Raw genomic sequence first — 22,776 nt, 5'->3', positions numbered from 1 at the left:
AATTCTTGAAAATCAACTACCGTTAATTCTGTAATCGGCTCTGACCCCCTCAACCCACTGAATGCCTCCTCGTCCTCGTTTTGATCGTCGCGCTCCCGTTCGGGAGCTCCCAAACATTAATGACCGTATCAAGTATCCAAAACTTCGAGTGGTCGATGCTGATGGAACCCAACTTGGAATTATTAATAGGGAAGAAGCCCTAGAAGTAGCCAAAGAAAGGGAATTAGACCTAGTACTAGTTAGCGAAAAAGCTGATCCACCCGTATGCAGAATTATGGATTACGGGAAATTCAAGTTTGAACAAGAAAAAAAAGCAAAAGAAGCCAAAAAAAAATCCCATCAAACCGAAGTTAAGGAAGTCAAAATGCGCTACAAGATCGATCAGCATGACTATCAGGTACGAATTGGGCATGCAGTGAGATTTCTTAAGGCAGGAGACAAGGTCAAATGTACGGTGATATTTCGAGGCAGGGAAATTCAACATACGGCCCTAGCAGAAACGCTTTTAAGAAGAATGGCTAAAGACTTAGAAGAACAGGCAGAAATACAACAAGCCCCAAAAAGAGAAGGTAGGAACATGATTATGTTCCTTACTCCACGGAAAACACCGCTTATCAAAAAAGACAAAGAAGATGACAAGCAGCCTCGAGTAATAAGAAGCATCTCAACTACCTCTACCTCCCCTCGAGGGTCTCAAATAAAAAATCGTTGAAGCAAAGAAATTCTCAAGGTCCCAGCAAATATATGAATGCCTTGCTATTAGAAAAAATTACGTATATCAGTAGCTAATGCTTTAGAGCCTCTTAACAAGTAAGTAAATTTCGTTTGCACATCAAGAAATACAAACGGGGCAAAATTAATTTGGTTTTGAGATATGCAAAACCTAAAAAAAGACCAAAAGCGCAAATACGTAACAATGCTGTTACGAATTAGATACTTTTATGCGTCTCACTTTGCTGCTTCATCAGTTCTTGGGCCTAGTGTTTTAGGTAAATTGAGGCCTTCAGGACGAAAGAGTTAAAACAACAAAATCAAAATCCAATTGTCACATTGCTCGTGCCTCCTTAGGGTGGCCGCATTACAACCTGTCCCACTGGCGTGCGCTTCCACATCCAGCAAGAAAGCGATATTCCTGCTTCCACTCAGTTATATAACCAAATTTGTTTCGCGATTGCAGCGAGACACTATCCGCCTGGGCATCGACTTCCCAGCACAAGACAATTGGCAATGCAAACCGGGCTTCATAGAAACACCATAAGCAAGGTATATCGACAACTGGAAACAGATGGTGTCGTTGAAGCAATGGCTGGGTCAGGAATCTATGTTCGCGATCAACAAAAACCAAGAGAAGCGAAAAGTCCTCCACACATCAGGAATAAAGCAATTACTGATATAGATCAAGAAGTTCGAAAATGTGTTGATGGATTACTCAATGCAGGATGCACGCTTCAACAAACAAGGGATTTACTAACCAGAGAAATTGACTGGCGCTTGCGTTGTGGTGCCAGGGTGCTGATCAGTACCCCGAGGGAAGATATTGGAGCATCAATGCTTATTGCAGAAGAACTTGAACCCCATCTAAACGTGCCTGTTGAAGTGGTTCCAATGGAAGAACTAGAAAGCGTTCTGGAAAGCTCAACCAATGGAACCGTAGTAACTAGTAGATATTTTTTACAACCCATTGAAAGTCTTGCAAAAGCACACCGCTTGCGAGCAGTTGCAGTGGATCTAAATGACTTCCGCCAAGAACTAAATATGTTAAAAGAGCTCCGCCCAGGAAGCTGCGTGGGCCTTGTTAGCATTAGTCCAGGGATTCTGAGAGCTGCTGAAGTAATCCTTCACAGCATGCGAGGAAACGAAATCCTTCTAATGACAGCTTCCCCGGACATTGGTAGCAGACTATTAGCTCTTCTTAGAGCATCTAGCCATGTCCTTTGCGATAAACCAAGTCTTTCATTAGTAGAGCAAAGTTTGCGTCAAAATAGATCCCAATTAATGAGAATGCCCCAAATTCACTGTGCAGAAAGCTATTTAAGTAAAGACACAATTGATTTATTACTAAAGGAAATTGGACTTCAGTCATCTTGAAATTATTAAAAAATAGATGCTCAGGGACATAAAAACCGATCTAGCAATTGTTAGAGAACGCGATCCGGCCGCAAGAGGTCTTTTCGAGATCTTACTTTGCTACCCAGGAGTACATGCACTGGCAATGCATAGGCTGAGTCATCGAATCTGGTATACAAGATTTCCACTCCTACCCATGAAACTAATAGCTCGAATTCTGAGTCAAGTAAGTCGAAACCTAACAGGGGTAGAAATACATCCCGGAGCAATAATTGGAAATGGAGTATTTATCGATCATGGAATGGGTGTTGTAATTGGTGAAACTGCAGAAATCGGCAATCGATGTTTGCTCTATCAAGGAGTGACCCTAGGTGGAACTGGAAAAGAACATGGGAAAAGACATCCAACTCTCGAAGAGAATGTTGTAATTGGTGCAGGAGCAAAAGTATTAGGAGCAATTCGTGTTGGTGCAAATACAAGAATTGGTGCAGGTTCTGTTGTAGTTCGTGACGTAGAGGCAGATAGCACAGTAGTTGGCATACCAGGACGAGTAGTGCATCAGAGTGGCGTAAAAATCAATCCACTTGCTCACTCAGCATTACCAGATGCTGAGGCAAATGTAATACGTAACCTTATGGAAAGAATTGACGAGCTAGAAAATCAGATCGCAGCACTAGAAAGGTTCTTACAAGAAACCAGCTCTGACAATCTGCCAGAAAAAGTGCTTACCAATAAAGCACAAAGTCTTAAAGACAGAGAAATTATTGAATTTCTCGGAGAATAAGTAAATCAATCAAAAATCATGCCGTTGTAGATTCCTGGGGCGGTGCAGGTTGGAACATAAACATCGAATAAATTACATTCCTCCGCATGTTCATCATCATCTCTAAGAACATATCATATCCCTCATTCTTGTACTCAATTAAAGGATCTTTTTGCCCATATCCTCTTAACCCAACTGACTCTCTTAAAGCATCCATAGCTTGCAAATGTTCACGCCATAAAGTATCAATTTGTTGAAGGATAAAAAATCTTTCGGCTTCCCTCATAAAGCCAGGTCTTTCCTGCTCTATTTGAGATTCCTTAATATCATATGCATTACGTAATTGTTCTCGTAAAAATAGCTTGAGTTCCTCCACCCCTAAACCTCGTATTTGGTCTGGCGTTAAGTCACTTAATAAATAAACAAACTCTTGCATTTTGGCGACTAATCGTTCAAGGTCCCACTCTTCAGGGGGAAGATCAGGGTTTACGTAAGCTTCGACGATATCATCAACTGTCCTTTCTCCATAACCAATAACCTGGGTTTTTAGTCCGATACCTTCAAGAACTCTTCTCCGCTCAGAGTAAACAGCTCTCCGCTGATTATTCATGACTTCATCATATTCAAAAACTTGTTTTCGGATGTCATAGTAATAGGTCTCTACCTTCTTCTGAGCACCTTCTAATGAACGAGTAAGCATCCCGGACTCGATTGGCATATCTTCTTCAACACGAAAAGCATTCATTAATCCCGCAACTCGATCACCTCCAAAAATTCGCAAAAGATTATCTCCGAGAGATAAAAAGAAGCGTGTACTTCCAGGATCGCCTTGTCTACCAGAACGACCCCTTAGTTGATTATCTACCCTACGAGATTCATGCCTTTCAGTGCCAATTACATGTAAACCCCCTGCTTGTCTAACCGCAGATTCTTCCTGTTGAACAACAACATCGTACTCAGCCTTAACCTTGGCAATTGCACTTCTTAGGTCAGCAATTTTCTGGTCATCAGTAGGAGCCTTTTCAGCAGCCGTCGATATACGATCCTCTAACTCTATCAAGCTCAAAGACCTGTCACCCCAAGTCTTTACTAAGTCACTTGCCAAGTCACCAAGTAACTTGTCAATTTCTTCAGTTAATTGACAGGGGTATAAGCTATCTATTGCTTTTGATGTATTAGTAGAAGTCAATTTTGATTCAGTTAAGGGCTTCTCCTTCTCTCCAAAACCCGATACATTTGAACCACGATTTTGAATGGGTACAGGAGGCCTATGGCCATCTTCAGGTTTAACGAGTCTAGGCATTAAAACCTCTCTCAATTTAAGTCTAGCCATATAATCACTATTACCTCCTAAAATAATATCTGTACCTCTTCCAGCCATATTGGTTGCAATAGTAACTGCTCCAGATCGACCTGCTTGAGCAACAATTTCAGCCTCACGCTCAACATTTTCTGGCTTAGCATTAAGTAAGTTATGAGGAATATTTTGCTCAGACAAAAGAGTGCTTAAAAGCTCGCTTTTCTCAACACTTGTTGTTCCAACTAAGACCGGACGTAGCTTTTTATGTATATGAACAGTTTCCTGAGCCACAGCCCTCCATTTTGCAGCCTCTGTTTTATAAACTTGATCAACCAAATCCTCTCTAGAAGTAGGCCTATTTGTAGGAATAACAGTAGTTTCGAGTTTATAGGTCTTCTCAAATTCTACTTCCTCAGTCTTTGCTGTACCCGTCATCCCAGCCAATCGTGGATATAGCAAAAAGAAATTCTGGTAAGTTATTGATGCAAGAGTCTGTGTTTCAGGTTGAACAGGTAAATTCTCTTTAGCCTCAATAGCCTGATGCTGGCCATCACTCCAACGTCTACCTGGCATAACACGTCCAGTAAATTCATCAACAATTACTGCATCACCATCACGAACAATATAATTAACATCTTTAACAAACAGTTCTTTTGCTTTTAAAGCATTTGTTATGTAGTGTGCCCAGGGATCTGCAGGGTCATATAAGTCACCAACATTCAAAAGCTTCTCTGCCTTTGCAAAGCCTTGATCAGTGAGGGTACAACTGCGCTGTTTTTCATCAACTTCATAGTCACCATCTGGGTCGATTCCATCTTTTCCAATTTCAGGAGAACGTTCTAATTGAGAAACTAATTCTGCAGCTTTTTCATATTTTTCTTGTGGCCTCTCAACCTGACCTGAGATAATTAGAGGTGTTCGTGCCTCATCTATCAGAATTGAATCTACTTCATCAATTACACAATAATGAAAATCTCTTTGAACAACCTCTGTACTATCTGTAGCCATATTATCGCGTAGATAATCAAAACCAAGTTCGGAATTAGTTGCATAAGTAATATCACACAAATAATTTTTACGCCTTTCTGAAGGGCTCATATCTTGCTGAATAAGCCCAACAGTTAATCCAAGAAACCTGTGTACTTGACCCATCCACTCTGCATCGCGGCGGGCTAAATAATCATTCACCGTAACTACATGCACACCCCTACCTGTTAAAGCATTTAAATAGCAGGGAAGTGTTGCAACAAGCGTTTTCCCCTCACCAGTCTTCATCTCTCCAATCTGCCCTTCATGAAGAACCATTCCACCAATTAACTGCACGTCAAAATGACGCATGCCTAAAACACGTTTACTTGCTTCCCTGACAACTGCAAAAGCATCAGGCAAAAGCTCATCCAGTCGAGCACGCTGCACTTGAAGATTTTCTGCCTCCTCTAACCTCTTTCGAAAATCAGCGGTTTTTGCACATAAATCTTGATCTGATAACGAGGAAATTTCCTCTTCTAAAAGGTTGATATCAGTGACAATGGGCTGATAACGCCGCAACTTGCGGTTATTCGGATCACCAAGAAGATGCTTGAGCATATTGTTATGGCTGCTAAAGCTTTTAGCGCAGCCTACTTAGACGAGGTCAACAACAAAAGAGCTCTTTTTAGCAGTGACGGAATAAACAACTGTAAAAAGAGCAAATCTATCTCCTGAAACACTAACAAGTATCAGTGTTTTGGAGACTGGACCAATCTCTAATTCACAATATTAAGCCTATTGCTTTATCAACAAAAGCTCATCTGTTCTGTAAGAACCTTTAGAAAAAAAGCCCAATAACCATTGATCAAACCAAAAATCATTTAGAAGACGTCAAACAAACACCCAAATAAGTGGCCGGCCATCGAGGAATGTCCCTGCCATAAATGGGTATTTTTTATTAATGATGAAGGCGAGCCAGACACTAAACAACCTGGTGCGTCTAATGAAGGCACTACCGGCTAAGCGTAAGCGTGCTCTCGTAGGCTTGATCCCAGTAGCCTTTATCGCAGGCCTTGCAGACGTACTTGTTATAGCAGCCGTTTCTAGACTATTTACCGTATTTGTCGGGTCTCCAAATCGTCCATCTTTACCATTTACAGACCTTATTCCAGCCGACCCACGCATCAAAGCCTTAGGACTTGTCATTGCATTCATAGGATTGAGTTGGTTCTCTTCATTCACAAAGCTTTTACTAAGATCTTGGCAATTTCGTTTGAAATCAGGTATTTGGCGAGACCTCTCAGAAATGGCCCAAAGGAAAATACTAGGTCAGAGGTATGAATATTTTCTAGGAAAAGATAATAGCGAGTTGTCGGCAACTATATTAGTAAATATAGAACGAGTATCGGAAAGGTTAATACTACCCTTATTGCAATTAATAAGCGGTTTATTTCTAATAAGTTTTCTTTTTACAGCAATCATATTTGTCGAGAAACTCGTAGCCTTTGTGTTAATAGGATGTTTAATCCTCAGCTATGTGGCTATAACTCTAAGTATTACTCCTTTTATACGTTTTTCATCGAGACAACGCGTAACTCTTCTCAAGCAGACAAATAACGTATTGAATGATTCTCTAAGAACCATTCTTGATGTGCAATTAACAGGTTCAGAAGAATTCTTTCAGAAAAGATATGCATCTGCTTGGCGTTCTAGTATTCCTTTTATTTGGAAAGGTGAAGCATTACCAGAAATGCCAAGAGCTCTCTTAGAGCCTCTTGGGATAACCCTAATCTTTAGCATTGGAATGCTCCCAATATTGAGCAATTCTGATCCATCTAACTTATTAAAGATAATACCTTTTCTAGCTACTATTGCCGTTTCCTCTTTAAAGCTAACACCTCCGCTTCAGGATTGTTTTCGAGCTTTCACATCGATTCGATCAGCAATGGCTGACCTTGAAGAGACACTTAAACTGATTGAATTAAAAACCAACAGGCTTACTTTAGGGTCACTAGGTGTACCTTCTCCAAGAGGAATAGCACCTAAATACAATATAAAGTTAAACCATATTGATTATAAATACCCATCCAGAGATCAACTAGTTCTCAAAGACATAAATATAACAATCCCTGTTGGAGGAAGAGTAGCCTTTGTTGGTGCAACCGGTAGCGGCAAAACTACTGCTGCCAATCAACTTCTTTGCTTACTTCGACCAACCAAAGGTTCATTACAACTAGATGGGATTGATGTTTCTGAAGCAGATATACCTGCTTGGCAGGCAAATTGTGCTTATGTTCCTCAATCTATAACCCTGCTGAATAGCAATGTTCTAGAGAATATTGCCTATGGAAAAGACCCAAGCAAGGTGGACAAAGATCAAATCTGGGATGCTTTGCAAGCTGCTCAATTAGCAGATTTAGTCTCCGAACTACCGTTAGGGCTATTTACGCATATAGGTGAAAATGGTATTCGGCTATCAGGGGGACAAAGACAAAGGCTTGCATTAGCAAGAGCCTTTTATCGCAATTCAAAATTATTAGTCTTGGATGAAGCAACAAGTGCATTAGATAATAAAACTGAGGCTGAAGTAATGGATGCCATAGAAGTTATTGGACGCAGATGTACTTTAGTCATTATTGCTCATCGCCTTTCTACTGTTATTAGATCTGACTTTATATATGAATTCGAGGAAGGAAGAATAAAGGATTCCGGTCGATTTGAAGAACTACGCAAAACCTCAACAAGCTTCAAAAATCTCACATACTTAGAGCAAACAGAATCTAAATCATGAATTAGTTCTAATGATTTTGGCATAAAGTTTACAACCCATAAGGGTTACTTTTCTATCAACTAATTTATATGTCCCATTCGTTGTCCATCGTAACCAGACTTATTTACCACATCATTACACCAACTAAGATTATTACAATACCACTCTACTGTATTTTTGAGTCCTTCTTCTAAGCTATGCCTTGGTCTCCAATCTAATTCTTCCTGTATTTTTTTTGAATCAATTGAATATCGAAAATCATGGCCTGGTCTATCTTGAACAAAACTAATCAAACTACTATGAGGAGCAGAATTAGGTATTTTTGCATCGAGGAGTGAACAAATTGAATAAACGATTTGCTTATTTGTACATTCACCATTACCCCCCACACAATAACTTTTACCTATCTCACCTTTGATTGCTGATAACAATAGCGCGTCGACGTGATCCTCAACATAAAGCCAATCTCTGGTATTCATACCATCTCCATAAAGGGGAATTTGTTTTCCCTTTAAAGCCTTAAGTATGACCAATGGGATTAGCTTCTCTGGGAATTGCCAAGGGCCATAATTATTTGAGCAATTTGTTACAACCACGGGTAAACCATAAGTAAGATTCCAAGCTCTAACGAGGTGATCGCTAGCCGCCTTAGTAGCTGCATAAGGAGAGCTGGGGTTATATGGTGTATCTTCAGAAAAATATCCTGTATTACCTAAAGATCCAAAAACCTCATCCGTACTTATGTGAATAAGCCGAAAAGAGCCCTTTCTTTTAGGAGGTAAAGACTCCCAAAATTTACGAATAGCTTGTAAAAGATTAAAGGTGCCTATTACATTGCTATCTAGAAAGGTTTTTGGTCCATCAATTGATCGATCAACATGACTCTCAGCCGCAAGATGAAAAACTATATCTGGATTAGCATAAATAATCGCTTCATCAATCGAGCCTGCATCAGATAAATCTACATTGATCAATTCATGACGTTGTGATGATTCACCAACCTGCTGAATACTTTTCAAATTACTAGCATAACCACACTTATCTAAATTAAACACTTTTACATTGCTTCCTGTTAATAACCGCCTTATCAAGCAACCTCCTATAAAGCCAGCTCCACCCGTTACAAGAATTCGCTGCCTATCAGAAAGAAGCTCATTGATTTGAAATATTTCTGGAGAATAAATAGTCATGGATAGCGATTAACGGACTAAAAGAAAACACATGAATCAAAAGTTAATCATCGAGGATTACTAACTAATTTTATAAGGTCTCAAAAAGAAAATTAACAGAACCTTTCATAGCAGCAATGGATTATGACATTGCAATATTTGGCTGTGGTTTTTCAAGAAGATCAAGCAAATAATCCCCATAACCACTCTTCCGCAAAGGATGTGCCAATTCAGCTAAATCCTCAGCTGTAATCCATCCTAATCGCCACGCCACTTCTTCTGGACAACCAACTTTTAACGCCTGTCTGTGTTCCAAAGTGCGTATATAAGCTGCTGCCTCCTGCAAAGAATCGCAAGTGCCAGTATCAAGCCAGGCCATGCCGCGACCCATTAATTCAACATGCAACAAACCATCTTGTAAATACTGAAGATTCAAATCGGTTATTTCTAATTCTCCTCTAGAAGAAGGTTGAACAGATTTGGCGCGTTCAACAACAGTATGATCGTAAAAGTATAATCCTGTAACTGCATAAGTACTTTTAGGATTTTTTGGTTTCTCCTCAATATTTAAGACTTGACCATCTTGAGAAAACTCAACAACACCATATCTTTCTGGGTCACTCACTGGATAGGCAAATAATGTCGCACCTACGTCTTTAGAACGACTGGCAATCAACTGAGGGACTAAATCATTACCATGAAAGATATTATCGCCGAGTATTAATGTGACTGGAGAATTATTGAGAAATTTCTCACCAATCAAAAATGCTTGTGCCAAACCATCTGGACTCATTTGCAGCTGATAATTAATCTCCATACCCAAGTCACTGCCATCACCTAGCAAATTTTGAAAACTCGCTAGATCCTGAGGAGTTGTAATGACAAGAACTTCTCGAATACCTGTAAGCATTAAGGTTGTTAATGGATAAAACACCATAGGCTTGTCATAGACAGGTAACAGCTGCTTACAAACTGCCTTGGTAATCGGATATAGCCTGGTGCCATAACCGCCAGCAAGAATGATCCCCTTACGCTTCATGTACAGCTGTTACTGCCTTCATGCTGACATAGAGACCATTCACAATGCCTTCTATAAAACTGATTAAACATGGAAGAGGAGCTATAGGCCTCCGATGGTTAGGCCTAGGACCAGGCTTGAAACCTATAAGAGGGTTAAAAAAATTAAAAATTCTTTTTGATGACCATGCTTTTTGGGCTGAGAATCGTGACTTAATCAGCATCAAAAGACTACTTGCAGGCAGCCAAGTAGTAATCAGTGTGTGGGAGAAAAATAGAATTGTTGGGTTTGGCCGCGCTACAACTGATGGCGTCTACCGAGCTGTGCTATGGGACGTCATAGTTCCGCAGGACCTCCAAGGCAAAGGATTAGGTAAAAAAATAGTAGATGCGCTTTTGAAGTCCAATTCACTTAAAAACGTTGAAAGGATATATCTAATGACAAGTAATTGTTCTAAATTTTACAACCAATTTGGTTTCGAAAAAGTTAATCAACAAAGTCTGCTTTTAAAAAAGAGACCTAAACAAAGAACTCTGTGAGAATAAAGTAGATATCTATTTACAAAACATTATCCTTAGGGAAGGTGCCATTGATTTATAATATCTATGTATTAAAATCGAATCACTTAGCTTTTAATAAGCTAAAGTATGAATCGGCCACAATAAACTATAGTAAATCGCTGAGTTATTTAGCCCTCAGGCATAATTGCTTGCCTTATTAATTACAAATGATTTCTCAATTACATGAACAATCAAAACATTTCAATTAGCGTAACAGTACCACTTTATAAAAATGATAGAAGAACACTTCTCTGCATAGCCAGTGCCATAACTCAGGGATCTATTGTCTCTGAAATAATTCTTTCAGATGATGGCTCTAATCAAGAGTTAGGAGAACTTGCTCAAAAATTAGACCCTAGAGTTCGTTATTTTCAGAACAAACCTTCTTTAGGAATGTATAAAAACTATGTCAATCTTTATAAGCTGGTTAATAATCGATATTTTCTTTGGCTGGGAGATGATGATTATATCTCTCCAGCTCTTAATAAATCTGTATTAAATTCAATAGATAACCACCCAGATTGTGTTGCATGGCATGGTATACCTAATTATCATTCAACCAATGTAGGCACTTTATTATCTGGTAAAATTCTGACACAAAATATAACTAAAGATCCCTACAAAAGAGTTCTTGATATTTTTGCTCAGGGTAAATATGGAGTGTCTTTTTATGCTGTAACCGATAAGAATCAAGTCAGCATAAGGCCTCTTGAAAAATTACTTGATTGGCCATATGAGCAATATAGTTTTGATTATGTTTGGATGGTTCATCTTGCTATCCAAGGGCCTTTATACCAATCTCCAGAACTTCTATATTTCTACGATCAATCACATTGGGGGGGGGGAGGCAAAGAAATAGAGAGCAAAACGATGGATGAAAAGATGAGGAAATTTTATCGCAACATCAATACAACAATGAATCCATTAAATGTGCCACTTATATATTTTTGTGGTGTATTGATATCAATGTATTGTTATCTAGATAATAATCTTGATAATTATAAAAATAATTTTGCAAACAAAAAGGACTTAGCAAAATCATGGCGGAAAATATTTGCAATGCTATTTACAAAATATCTATATGCAAGACTTTCTAAAACTCATGCTTCTATCATTTTATCAATGACATTATATGAATCATTAATTTTCTGCTCTAAAACATTAGATGCTAACTATAGTAGCTCCAACACAGCCTATTCCTTTGTTAAAAATACACTAGATGAAGCATCAAAATATGAAATAGTTGAAGAACTTTTAAACAAAAAAAGCCTCTCATACTTATCTATAAACTGGAGATATTTCCCAGATGGACCTTTGAAGTTTCGTTCTATTCAAAACTTAATTAAAACAACCCTCACAGGAAAATCAAATTTCGCAATCTGGTCTAAATAATAATTTAGGGGGCATCATTGGTGTTTTTAACTTAATAAATTTATGCAAAAGCCTTCTTCATTTAACAAATAGGTGGCTTTAGAAATTATTCCTAAACTCTCAGGCGAGAAAAATTATGGTTTCAGTCCCTCTAAAGTTATTGTCTCAAATTCAAGAAATCCAGGAGGCATTCTTGCTTCATTCTCCAGAAGGCTTAAATTAACATCCGAGCTTTCAGAAATAGATAATGTCTTTTTGGGAATATCAACAAAGCCAGCTATCGATAAATTTAATTCAAGTGTTTCTATGTCATATATAAATTGATGTCCCCAGTCACGAACATAATTGTTAACTACAAAAGCAGGGCTAAAAACTTTTGGATATTTATTACAACACCAATTCTCAATCGACCATTCAATATAACTTTTATGGGTTTCAGTTTTTGGATTGAATAAGGTGATTATTTTTCTAATATCAGGGGTTGAGATTCTAATTTTACCGCCTGGTTTAAGTATTCTAAAGCACTCTTTCAACATCTTAGTTGCATCATTATAGGATATATGTTCTATCATGTGCTCACTAAATATATAATCAAACTCATTATCTTTAAAAGGGAATTTCTTAGTTGCGTCTAATCTCATAATATCTTTACCGCCATAATAATCAGTATTTAGCCAACCTTTAATTAGGCTTCTACCACATCCAATATGTAACTTACGAATTTTATTGTTTTTGATATACTCATTATATAACCATTTATCTCTGATAAAGTTTATGGAGCGAGCATAATTAAACAGCCTAATTGCGATATTTGTAAGTTTGTTAAACAAGTTTGAAAGCCCTTTATCGTTTACCCCATCGATTGTATGGCCAAAATCTAACAACATCAATTACTTAAATTTATGTTTCCAAACCAGTGAGATGGAGAGATTTCTTCAGGAGCAGTGCGAATTGAATTTATGGAGCTGCTAGTGGAGAAATCCAACCGCATAAAACTTTTGGTATGGATTTTGATCAAATAGCAAGCGAATACCCATAACAGAGCCTTTCATTGGAAAGGTACCAAACCTCTAGGAAGACTTCCAAACTTTTCTAGTGGCATTTCAAGTGCCGCCCTGGCATTTCTGAAAATTTAAAAATCCCTGTTTAAACAGGGATTCACTCTAAGCGGATGAAGAGATTCGAACTCTCGACCCTCTCCTTGGCAAGGAGATGCTCTACCACTGAGCTACATCCGCACTCGAACTAGGAAGTTACATTCTCAATCTAAACAAGCATGCACCACTAATGGGTAACTGGTCAATTAAAACAATCATCTTGCAAGCTTGGACGATTCTATTTCCCCCATCAGCGAACCCATTTCGAGAGCCTGCAGCGCAAAATTCCACCCGCAATTATTCTTAATGCCAGCTCTCTCAAGAGCTTGTTGCATATTGTCTGTTGTGAGTACACCAAAAATAATTGGTATTCCTGTCTCTCGTGAAACAGAAGCAATCCCCTTGCTTGACTCAGCTACTACAACATCAAAATGAGGCGTATCACCTCTAATTACAGCCCCAAGAGTAATGATGACCTGATAACTACCTTTTCGTGCCAACTGTTGAGCCACAAGTGGTAATTCAAAGGAACCTGGGACCCAAGCAATATCAAGCTGAGAACTATTTTCTGAAGTATCAATACCATGCCTTTCTAAACAGTCCAAACAACCAGTAAGAAGCTTGCTAGTGACTAAGTCATTAAATCGAGCAACTACTACGGCTATGCGTAAAGTTGAGATTTCAGTAAAACGTCCTTCAATTGTAGCCATTTTAAAGAGCAGCAACTGCCATAATTATCTAACTACACTAGAAGATAGGGGATTGAACCCAATCCCCAGAAAATACAAAACAACTAGTATTGTCAAAAACTTTCAATCGCTCATCAGAGAAAGAGCCTAAAAAGAAACCCCGACCAACTGATGTGCGACATACTCAGAAATCAAACCATTGACGAGCAAAATATGGAACCAAATTCCACAACCATTCTCGATCAATCGAATATTCCTGGATCGACTGCCATAACTTTCTGTATCTGAGGCAAACAGCAGTGGTACTGCCACGACAAGAATCAGAGACGCAAATAAAAGCGCGTTTGCAGCGATAAAACTAATAGTGTTCATTGGAGATGAAGCAGCTGAGCCAATGCTCTAACCAAGATATTCTCCCATGGTGGATAAGAATCCAGGAAAAACGTAGCAATGATGTCGCGAGGCTTCACATCCAAAGGAACGAATCTCCCTTACGATGCCCATCTTTAAAGGGGTAGGGATAGATGGCTGGCGATGATAAAGCCCTGCAAGGCAGCCTATTTGGGGATTCTCCTGAAGAATCATTCGTTACGGAAGACCTCCAAAAACCCAATTTGAACGATATTTCTGATCTTGCAGAAAAAGATCTTGTTTTAGATGCTGAACAAAGACCAAGGACAAGGAAGGACCCCATCTCAACAGACAAAAAAACCCTTTTAAAAAACCCTATCCAAGACAATCTCGAGCCTTCATGGTCTCACCACACTTTGGTTGAAGTCGAGCTCTTAACACCGGTCCTTAAGCATTACGTAGAACTGAAAAAAGCTAATCCAGAAAGAATATTGCTCTATAGGTTAGGAGACTTCTTTGAATGCTTTTTCGAAGATGCAATCCTTCTTTCACAACTGCTTGAACTAACTCTCACAGGAAAAGACGGAGGCAAATCTATTGGAAGAGTTCCCATGGCAGGCATTCCTCACCATGCCGCTGAAAGATATTGCTCTGAATTGATACGAAAAGGTAAAAGTATTGCTCTCTGCGACCAGTTAGAAAGGACACCTTCTAAAGGAAATTTATTAAAAAGAGGCATTACAAGAGTTCTAACACCAGGTACCATTCTGGAAGAAGAGCTATTAACTGCAAGTCGCAACAATTGGTTGGCAGCAGTGATAGTTGAAGAAAAGCCACAAACTAAAACATTTGTATGGGGATTCGCCTGTGCTGACGTGAGCACGGGCGAGTTCTTAGTAACTCAACAGGAATCAGAATCAGAACTTTTTCAATCTTTAGCACAGATAGAAGCTGCTGAAATTCTCGTATCAGAACACACAAAAGGAGCGAATCATTCCTGGTGTCCGCGGGATATACATGTCACAAAAATTGGAAATACTCCTTTTACTTACCCTGAAGCAGAAAAAAGATTAAAAGAGACATATAACCTTTCGAATCTAGATTTTCTTGGTCTACAAGAGGTTCCTCTTGCATTTAGAGCCGCGGGAGGATTACTAAGTTACCTAAATACAACTAAGCCTATTAATGGTGAATTAAAAGTAAGCAAAGAGTCCGTACCAAATCTTGATCTACCAAAGATAACCTTCAAAAATGAGTCATTAAAGTTAGATGCCCAAACCAGACGAAATCTTGAAATAACATCAACACAAAGGAAGGGCCAATTTTTTGGTTCTTTACTTTGGGCTATTGATCAAACGCTCACAGCAATGGGAGCAAGATGTCTCCGACGATGGTTGGAAAATCCACTGATTAATATCGAGAAAATTAAGGCGCGACAGGCAATTATTAGTTGGTTAGTCAAACAAAAACACGCTCGTAAATCGCTTCGTAAAATTCTTAAGCCTATGGGTGATCTTGAACGATTAGCAGGTCGCTCTAGTGCAGGTCAAAGTAGTCCTAGAGACCTAATTGCTATTGCTGATGGCATTGAAAGATTGCCATATCTTTCAAGAGAATTGCCATCGAAAGATGCAATTGGGCCTAATTTCATCAAAGACTTAGCAAAAGTTAATCCTAAATTAATAGAAGTTGCATCTATAATTCGAGAAAGTATTATCGAAAATCCACCATTAAGCCTAAGCGATGGAGGTATTATTTATGATGGCGTAGATAAAATTTTAGATGGATTAAGAAACCAAATTGATGACCAAGAAAAATGGCTAAATAGTCAAGAAAATATAGAAAGAAAGAATAGCAATATAGCGAACCTTAGACTTCAATATCACAGGACATTTGGTTATTTTTTAGCAGTAAGTAAAGCCAAAGCTAAAGCAGTTCCTGAACATTGGATTAGAAGGCAAACACTTGCCAATGAGGAACGCTTTGTAACACCAGTATTAAAGTCGAGAGAAGAAAAGATTTTTCAACTTAAAGCACGTTGCACACAACGTGAGTATGACGTCTTTTGTCAGGTAAGAGAAAAAGTCAGCAAATATACAAGCGAAATTCGCAATGCGGCTAGAGCTGTAGCTGGATTAGATGCAATTGTTAGTTTGGCAGAAGTGGCAGCTACGAATGGATACTGCCAGCCAGAAATTTTAGAGCCTTTAAAAACAGAGAACAAACGCATCTTGCATCTTGAAGATTCTAGACATCCAGTTGTAGAGCAATTATTAGTCAATGAATCTTTTATTCCAAATGATCTACGGCTTGGTGAAGGAACAGAACTAATAATACTTACAGGCCCAAATGCGAGTGGGAAAAGCTGTTATCTTAGACAAATAGGGTTAATACAATTGTTGGCACAAATAGGAAGTTGGATACCTGCAAAGAAAGCACGCATTAGCATTGCTGACCAAATATTTACTAGGGTAGGGGCTGTTGATGATCTTGCTGCAGGGCAATCAACTTTCATTGTTGAAATGGCTGAAACAGCCTATATCCTTCATCACGCAACTGATAGATCACTAGTTTTGCTAGACGAAATAGGAAGAGGAACTGCCACTTATGATGGTTTATCAATAGCTTGGGCTGTAAGTCAATTCCTAGCGGAAATTCTTTGTTCTAAAACAATTTTTGCTACCCACTATCACGAGCTAAATCATTTAGCAAAGCAAATCAAAAATGTAGAGAACTTCCAAGTTCTTGTTGAAGAAACTGGTAACGATCTTCTATTCCTTCATCGTGTTGTTCCTGGAGGAGCCAACAAAAGCTATGGCATTGAAGCAGCACGCTTAGCAGGGGTACCCAAAAAAGTTTTAAATCATGCAAAAAAAATCTTACATCAACTCGAAAATGGTGAAGGAGTGAAGACAATTACAGCAAAACAAATCTCCATTAAAAATTCACTTACGAGTGCAGCATAAATTAATTCATCTTTAAATATGCTGCTCTAAGCAAAGCATTTAGTGTTGCTGCAGCTAACCCTGCACCCCCCCGGCTCCCCGTCAGTCGAATATTCGCCAAGTCAGTAGCAGCCAATCTTGTTTTGCTCTGTGAAACCCCTATAAACCCAACAGGCATTCCTATTACTAAACTTGGTTTTGCAAAGCCTTTTTCAACTAAATCAAGTAATGCATTTAACGCAGTAGGTGCACTTCCTATTAAAACAATAGGAGCAGGCCCAAAGTCCGACTTCTTTGTAAGTTCTTGCCAGGCTATTGTCATACCTCTAGCAGATCTTGTGACGGCTTCGTTATCTAAATCAGTTGCCCAGTTGAGAGAACAATAAACTGAGGTACCTAAAGTACGTCTCGCCATAGCCTCTACGCCTGCATGAGCCATTCCCGTGTCCACAAGAATCGATGCCCCTGCTAATAAAGCATTTACACCAATCTCACATGAAGACGCACTAAAGCGAAGCGAATCCATAAGAGCAAAGTCACCACTGCTATGGATTAACCGCTCAAGTACTTCTTGTTGCAATGGATCCAAACCTGTTGAGTCCAGCCTCTCTCGAATGAACTGAACACTCTTTATAAAAATTGGATGATCTGGACTCTTCACTGAAATCAGGTTTTACAGTTATGAGCTTAAGCAAGTTGAAATCACTACGTCCAATCCACTGATTTAATGCCTATTCACCTCATCTGGGGAGACGACTCCGCAGGGAAAGAAAACTACATAAACACACTAATCAAAACAACTGTTGACCCCTCCTGGATCAGCATCAACTTAAGTCGATTAGAAGGTACAAATCCTGAACAAGCCATCCAAGCGCTGGAAGAAGCTCGAACTCCACCTTTAGGTAGTGGTTGCAAAATTATTTGGCTCAACAACAGTCCTTTTTGCAATGGCTGCACCAATGAACTTGCGATCCTTTTTGAAGAAACATTGAAACTGATCTCAGTTCAAAATCATTTACTTCTTAGTAATCACAAAAAACCTGATGGAAGGCTAAAACCGACTAAAGCACTACAAAAATTAATCAAGTCAAAATGTTGTATCGAAAAGAGTTTTGTCCTTCCTGCTGCATGGGATAAGCAAGGGCAACAAGAACTGATCAAACGGATTTCGAAAGAGCTTGGCCTTCAAATGGAATCTGATGTAATAGAAGAACTCATTGATGCAATAGGCAATGACAGTGTTCGCATCTACTCTGAGCTCCAAAAGCTTTCTCTCAATGCGGAAACAACAAGGAACTCAGTAATAACAACAAAAATGGTTCGGTCTCTGATTGAAGGTATTTCTACAAATGCAATTGAAATTGCCAATTCATTGCTTATAAACAAACCAATAGAAACTATTGCGCTACTAGATGCATTACTGGAAAAGGGAGAACCACCCTTAAAAATTGTGGCCACACTCATTGGCCAGGTTAGAGGTTGGCTATGGGTCAGCCTTTTAGAAAAAGCAGGAGAAAAGGATGTAGGCTTTATAGCAAAAGCTTCGGGAATTAATAATCCAAAACGTATTTATGTGATTCGAAAACAACTAAATGGCCAACCACCTGAGCTATTTTTAACTTTGCTAAGTCGCTTGCTATCAATTGAAGCTGCTATCAAAATGGGAATTGAGCCTAAAGATGCTTTTAGAGATGGTCTTTTAAGCACAATTTAATTTATCTTCTTTGCAAACTCAAAGAATCAATCCACCTACTCTGACAGCCTAAATGGCATTACTAATTCAAAAATTTGGCGGCACTTCTGTTGGGAACGTAGAACGAATTCAAGCTGTCGCAAAACGAATAGCAACTAGCAAAGAGTATGGCAATGATCTAGTTATCGTTGTTTCAGCCATGGGGGGTACAACTGATGAGCTCACTGAATTAGCAAAAACAATTAGTAAAAATCCGCCTCAAAGAGAAATGGATATGCTCCTCTCCACAGGAGAGCAGGTTTCCATAGCATTACTTTCGATAGCACTACACAAACTGGGTATATCAGCCGTTTCAATGACAGGAGCCCAAGTTGGCATTGTGACTGAATCCGCGCATGGAAGAGCCAGAATTTTAGAAGTTAAAACTGAAAGACTACACAACCTTTTAGAAGATGGGAAAGTTGTTGTCGTGGCAGGCTTTCAAGGAACAACATTAAGTAGTAGAGGAACTGCTGAAATTACCACCCTTGGTAGAGGAGGGTCAGACACGACTGCAGTAGCCCTAGCGGCAGCCTTGAAAGCAGACGCATGTGAAATCTACACAGATGTTCCTGGAGTCCTGACCACTGATCCCCGTCTAGTTCCAGAGGCACGACTAATGACAGAAGTGAGTTGTGATGAAATGCTTGAACTTGCAAGTCTTGGAGCTGCAGTTCTGCACCCTCGAGCTGTTGAAATTGCAAGAAACTATGGAGTCACATTATTTGTGCGTTCAAGCTGGAGCGAAAACCCTGGAACCAAACTCACGAGCAAATCCATTCGAGAAATTGGTCTAGCGGGCCTGGAATTAGGGCGCCCGGTTGATGGAGTAGAACTTCTAGAAAATCAAGCCGTAATCGCACTTTCGGACCTCCCAGACAAACCAGGAATTGCAGCCAAGCTTTTTGAAGAACTGTCGACTGGTGGAGTGAATGTAGATCTCATAATTCAATCAACACATGCTGGCAATAGCAATGACATAACATTCACAGTTGCTGAAGAGAACCTCGAAAAAACAAAAATACTTTGCACAAAAATACTTGCGAGAATTGGAGGAAATCTTTGTACCGAAAAGGGAATGTCAAAACTCAGTATTAATGGCGCAGGAATTATGGGCAGACCTGGTATTGCAGCAAGTTTCTTCGATAAAATCTCTCGAGAGGGTATCAATCTACGGCTAATTGCTACAAGTGAAGTCAAAGTTAGCTGTGTTATCGATAAGAAGTTAGGAAATAAAGCTATCCGTGCAGTCGCATCAACGTTTGATCTATCAGAAAATCAAATCCAATTAAATCCAATAAATATACCTATGAACTCCCCAGAGGTCCGAGGAGTTGCGTTAGATACAAACCAATCTCAACTAAGTGTGCTTCATGTACCAGACAAACCTGGTACAGCAGCGGCACTTTGTGCGGCAATGGCCGAATCTGGTATCAGTCTAGATGCAATCGTTCAATCAGAAAGACAACATAAAGATGGCAGTAGAGATATTAGCTTCATCCTAAAAACGGAAAATAGACAACATGCAGATCAAGCCCTTGTGCCTCTACTTGCCCAATGGCCTGGCTCACATCTGGAAGAAGGCCCTGGGATTGCACGTGTCAGTGCAGTTGGAGCGGGAATGCCAACAATTCCCGGAACTGCAGGTCGCATGTTTCGGGCTCTTGCAAACGCAGAAATCAACATTGCAATGATTGCAACAAGCGAAATCAGAACTAGTTGCGTAGTGTCAGCAGATAATGGAGTAAAAGCCATTAGAGCAATTCATAAAGACTTTAACCTTGGAGAAGAAAATCTCAGTAAATCCTAAAGAATTTTATTTGCGACCTAATTGCCAAACATTTTGAGCCGTAACTTGCGAATTCTGTCACGCAACTTAGCCGCTTCTTCAAAATCTAATTCTTTAGCAGCTAATTTCATTCTTAGCTCTAGCTTATCGATTAAGTCTGGGAGTGTCTCAAGCGCAATTGCAGCATCGTCATGTTCGACTATTACTTGATTTGCAACGTCTACTATTTCTAATAAATCATTACCAGTGCAGTCCTTCTGGACTCGTCTTGATAATTCTAAAAAAGACAAAATAGAATTATTGGCTTTCTTCCCAGCAGGTTTAGGGATAATGCTATGTTCTTTATTATAATCTTGTTGAATAGCACGTCTTCGATCAGTCTCAGAAATAGCCTTCACCATAGATTTCGTGAGATTATCTGCATACATAATTGCCATACCGTTAATATGTCTTGCGGCTCTTCCAATTGTCTGAATTAAAGATCTTTGAGCCCTAAGAAAGCCCTCTTTATCTGCATCAAGTATAACAACCAGAGAAACCTCTGGTAAATCCAACCCTTCTCTCAACAAATTTACACCAACAAGAACATCATATTCACCTAAACGCAAATCTTGAATTATCTCTATGCGTTCTATCGAGTGAATTTCAGAATGTAGATATCGAACTCTTACATGATGTTCAGACAGATAATCTGTCAAATCTTCAGCCATTCTTTTAGTTAAAGTAGTTATCAAAACCCTTTCATTTTTTTTAGAGCGTGAATTAATTTCTATTAGAAGATCATCGACCTGACCTTTAGTAGGCCTAACCTCAATTAAGGGATCAAGAACACCTGTTGGCCTGATAACTTGCTCAATAACTTCGGCATCACTTATGGCAAGTTCCCAATCTCCAGGTGTTGCACTAATAAAAATTGTTTGTCTAGCCTTTTCCCAAAACTCCTCACTCTTTAAAGGCCGATTATCAGCCGCACTAGGCAATCTAAACCCATGCTCTATCAGCACATTTTTCCTTGCTTGGTCCCCATTATACATGGCTTGTAATTGAGAACATGTTACATGACTTTCATCTACAACTAGCAACCAATCACTAGGGAAATAATCAATTAAACATTCCGGAGGTGATCCTTCAGCTCTTCCAGAGAGATGACGCGCATAATTCTCTACGCCATTACAATATCCAACTTCATTCAACATTTCAAGATCATATTTAGTTCGCTGTTCTAAACGTTGTGCTTCCAGTAATTTTCCTTCAGAATGCAGAAAATCTAACCTCTCATTTAGTTCTTTTCGAATTAATTGGATAGCCTCCTCCAATCGATCTTTAGGAGTTACAAAATGTTTTGCAGGGTAAATACTAATATGATCTAAACTATTAAGGATTTCGCCAGTAGTAGGATCAACATATCTAATTGCCTCTACTTCATCACCAAATAATTCTATCCTAACTAATCTATCTTCATAAGCAGGTCCAATTTCTAAAACATCGCCCTTAACTCGAAAACGACCACGAGTAATATCATAATCATTCCGTGTGTATTGGTTATTTACCAAATCTCGTAAAGACACTCTAAGGTCAAGTGTTGAACCTACATCAAATTGCACGGCAGCATTCAAATATTCTGCTGGCATACCTAATCCATATATACAACTTATAGATGCAACAACAATTACATCTCGGCGCTCAAATAATGAACGAGTTGCAGAATGCCTTAGCATATCTATCTCTTCATTAACAGAAGCTGTTTTTGCTATATAAGTATCACTAACCGGGACATAAGCCTCAGGCTGATAATAATCATAATAAGAAATAAAGTATTCAACTGCATTTTGCGGAAAAAACTCACGCAACTCATTACATAATTGAGCAGCAAGCGTCTTATTATGAGCCAACACAAGTGTTGGGCGTCCTGTTTGCTCAATCACATTCGCTATCGTAAATGTCTTCCCAGTTCCAGTGGCACCTAATAGTGTCTGAAATGGCTTGCCTTTATTTACACCATCAACAAGACACGTAATCGCTTTAGGTTGATCACCTTTTGGAGTATAGGGAGAATCAAGATGATAATTAGACATATGAATATTTTAATCTATTAAAAAAGAAAAAGTAACCCTCATGTTGACTTAGAAATAACTGTTGTTAGAAGGCTGACAATGAAAATTAGAGCAAATTAATTACTACAAAAT

17 protein-coding genes and 1 tRNA gene are annotated in these 22,776 nt (G+C 39.1%); 9 read left to right on the top strand and 9 right to left on the bottom strand.

Going from position 1 to position 22,776, the window contains the following annotated elements:
- Nucleotides 1–61 precede the first annotated feature (61 nt).
- The 3 genes from infC to cysE all read left to right on the top strand — a co-directional run bounded on the left by infC (nt 62) and on the right by cysE (nt 2,851).
- Nucleotides 62–712, top strand: coding sequence for a translation initiation factor IF-3 (gene infC / locus SOI84_RS06740; protein ID WP_320673787.1), 651 nt, complete (start codon nt 62–64; stop codon nt 710–712).
- Between the two features lie 386 nt (nt 713–1,098).
- Entirely contained in the window at nt 1,099–2,088 is a 990-nt protein-coding gene (locus SOI84_RS06735) for a GntR family transcriptional regulator (protein WP_320673786.1), read from the top strand.
- Between the two features lie 16 nt (nt 2,089–2,104).
- Complete coding sequence (gene cysE / locus SOI84_RS06730; RefSeq protein ID WP_320673785.1) at nt 2,105–2,851, top strand: serine O-acetyltransferase; 747 nt, start codon at nt 2,105–2,107, stop codon at nt 2,849–2,851.
- Nucleotides 2,852–2,867: 16 nt separating this feature from the next.
- Here the strand turns inward: cysE and secA are convergent, their stop codons facing one another.
- Nucleotides 2,868–5,717: a preprotein translocase subunit SecA gene (secA, locus tag SOI84_RS06725; RefSeq protein ID WP_320673784.1), complete on the bottom strand. Its 2,850-nt coding sequence runs from the start codon at nt 5,715–5,717 to the stop codon at nt 2,868–2,870.
- Nucleotides 5,718–6,102: 385 nt separating this feature from the next.
- On the opposite strand from secA, the gene SOI84_RS06720 reads away from it, so the two are divergent.
- Nucleotides 6,103–7,890, top strand: a complete 1,788-nt coding sequence (locus tag SOI84_RS06720) for an ABC transporter ATP-binding protein (protein ID WP_320675404.1) — start codon at nt 6,103–6,105, stop codon at nt 7,888–7,890.
- A gap of 59 nt (nt 7,891–7,949) precedes the next feature.
- Here SOI84_RS06720 and rfbB read toward each other — a convergent pair whose 3' ends face one another.
- Nucleotides 7,950–9,059, bottom strand: coding sequence for a dTDP-glucose 4,6-dehydratase (gene rfbB, locus SOI84_RS06715; protein ID WP_320673783.1), 1,110 nt, complete (start codon nt 9,057–9,059; stop codon nt 7,950–7,952).
- A gap of 121 nt (nt 9,060–9,180) precedes the next feature.
- Nucleotides 9,181–10,077, bottom strand: coding sequence for a glucose-1-phosphate thymidylyltransferase RfbA (rfbA, locus tag SOI84_RS06710; RefSeq protein WP_320673782.1), 897 nt, complete (start codon nt 10,075–10,077; stop codon nt 9,181–9,183).
- 44 nt (nt 10,078–10,121) lie between these two features.
- Between rfbA and SOI84_RS06705 the strand changes: the two genes are divergently transcribed.
- Together SOI84_RS06705 and SOI84_RS06700 are read left to right on the top strand one after the other, a co-directional pair.
- The gene (locus SOI84_RS06705; RefSeq protein WP_320673781.1) at nt 10,122–10,595 is read left to right on the top strand and encodes a GNAT family N-acetyltransferase; all 474 of its coding nucleotides are present in this window, start codon (nt 10,122–10,124) and stop codon (nt 10,593–10,595) included.
- A 204-nt stretch (nt 10,596–10,799) separates the two neighbouring features.
- Entirely contained in the window at nt 10,800–12,008 is a 1,209-nt protein-coding gene (locus SOI84_RS06700; protein ID WP_320673780.1) for a glycosyltransferase family 2 protein, read from the top strand.
- A 113-nt stretch (nt 12,009–12,121) separates the two neighbouring features.
- Here the strand turns inward: SOI84_RS06700 and SOI84_RS06695 are convergent, their stop codons facing one another.
- The 4 genes from SOI84_RS06695 to psbZ form a co-directional block, all read right to left on the bottom strand.
- Complete coding sequence (locus tag SOI84_RS06695; RefSeq protein ID WP_320673779.1) at nt 12,122–12,874, bottom strand: class I SAM-dependent methyltransferase; 753 nt, start codon at nt 12,872–12,874, stop codon at nt 12,122–12,124.
- A gap of 279 nt (nt 12,875–13,153) precedes the next feature.
- Nucleotides 13,154–13,225 (bottom strand) — tRNA-Gly (locus tag SOI84_RS06690).
- A 74-nt stretch (nt 13,226–13,299) separates the two neighbouring features.
- On the bottom strand, nt 13,300–13,794 hold the full coding sequence (gene ribH / locus SOI84_RS06685) for a 6,7-dimethyl-8-ribityllumazine synthase (RefSeq protein WP_320673778.1): 495 nt from the start codon (nt 13,792–13,794) through the stop codon (nt 13,300–13,302).
- 126 nt (nt 13,795–13,920) lie between these two features.
- The gene (psbZ, locus tag SOI84_RS06680; protein ID WP_320673777.1) at nt 13,921–14,145 is read right to left on the bottom strand and encodes a photosystem II reaction center protein PsbZ; all 225 of its coding nucleotides are present in this window, start codon (nt 14,143–14,145) and stop codon (nt 13,921–13,923) included.
- 152 nt (nt 14,146–14,297) lie between these two features.
- Between psbZ and mutS the strand changes: the two genes are divergently transcribed.
- Nucleotides 14,298–17,090, top strand: coding sequence for a DNA mismatch repair protein MutS (mutS, locus tag SOI84_RS06675; RefSeq protein WP_320673776.1), 2,793 nt, complete (start codon nt 14,298–14,300; stop codon nt 17,088–17,090).
- Between the two features lies 1 nt (nt 17,091).
- Here mutS and SOI84_RS06670 read toward each other — a convergent pair whose 3' ends face one another.
- Nucleotides 17,092–17,730: a precorrin-8X methylmutase gene (locus SOI84_RS06670; protein ID WP_320673775.1), complete on the bottom strand. Its 639-nt coding sequence runs from the start codon at nt 17,728–17,730 to the stop codon at nt 17,092–17,094.
- Between the two features lie 66 nt (nt 17,731–17,796).
- Here SOI84_RS06670 and holA point away from each other — a divergent pair, with 66 nt between their 5' ends.
- Together holA and SOI84_RS06660 are read left to right on the top strand one after the other, a co-directional pair.
- Nucleotides 17,797–18,783: a DNA polymerase III subunit delta gene (holA, locus tag SOI84_RS06665; protein WP_320673774.1), complete on the top strand. Its 987-nt coding sequence runs from the start codon at nt 17,797–17,799 to the stop codon at nt 18,781–18,783.
- A gap of 52 nt (nt 18,784–18,835) precedes the next feature.
- The gene (locus SOI84_RS06660; protein WP_320673773.1) at nt 18,836–20,611 is read left to right on the top strand and encodes an aspartate kinase; all 1,776 of its coding nucleotides are present in this window, start codon (nt 18,836–18,838) and stop codon (nt 20,609–20,611) included.
- Between the two features lie 17 nt (nt 20,612–20,628).
- On the opposite strand, the gene uvrB is transcribed toward SOI84_RS06660, so the two are convergent.
- Nucleotides 20,629–22,665 (bottom strand): excinuclease ABC subunit UvrB, encoded by a 2,037-nt coding sequence (gene uvrB / locus SOI84_RS06655; protein WP_320673772.1) that lies wholly within the window; start codon nt 22,663–22,665, stop codon nt 20,629–20,631.
- Between the last annotated feature and the right edge of the window lie 111 nt (nt 22,666–22,776).

Origin of the sequence: Prochlorococcus sp. MIT 1341, from assembly GCF_034092415.1 — a bacterium.
GTDB lineage: Bacteria > Cyanobacteriota > Cyanobacteriia > PCC-6307 > Cyanobiaceae > AG-363-P08.
This window is presented reverse-complemented; position numbering and strand designations above follow the sequence as displayed.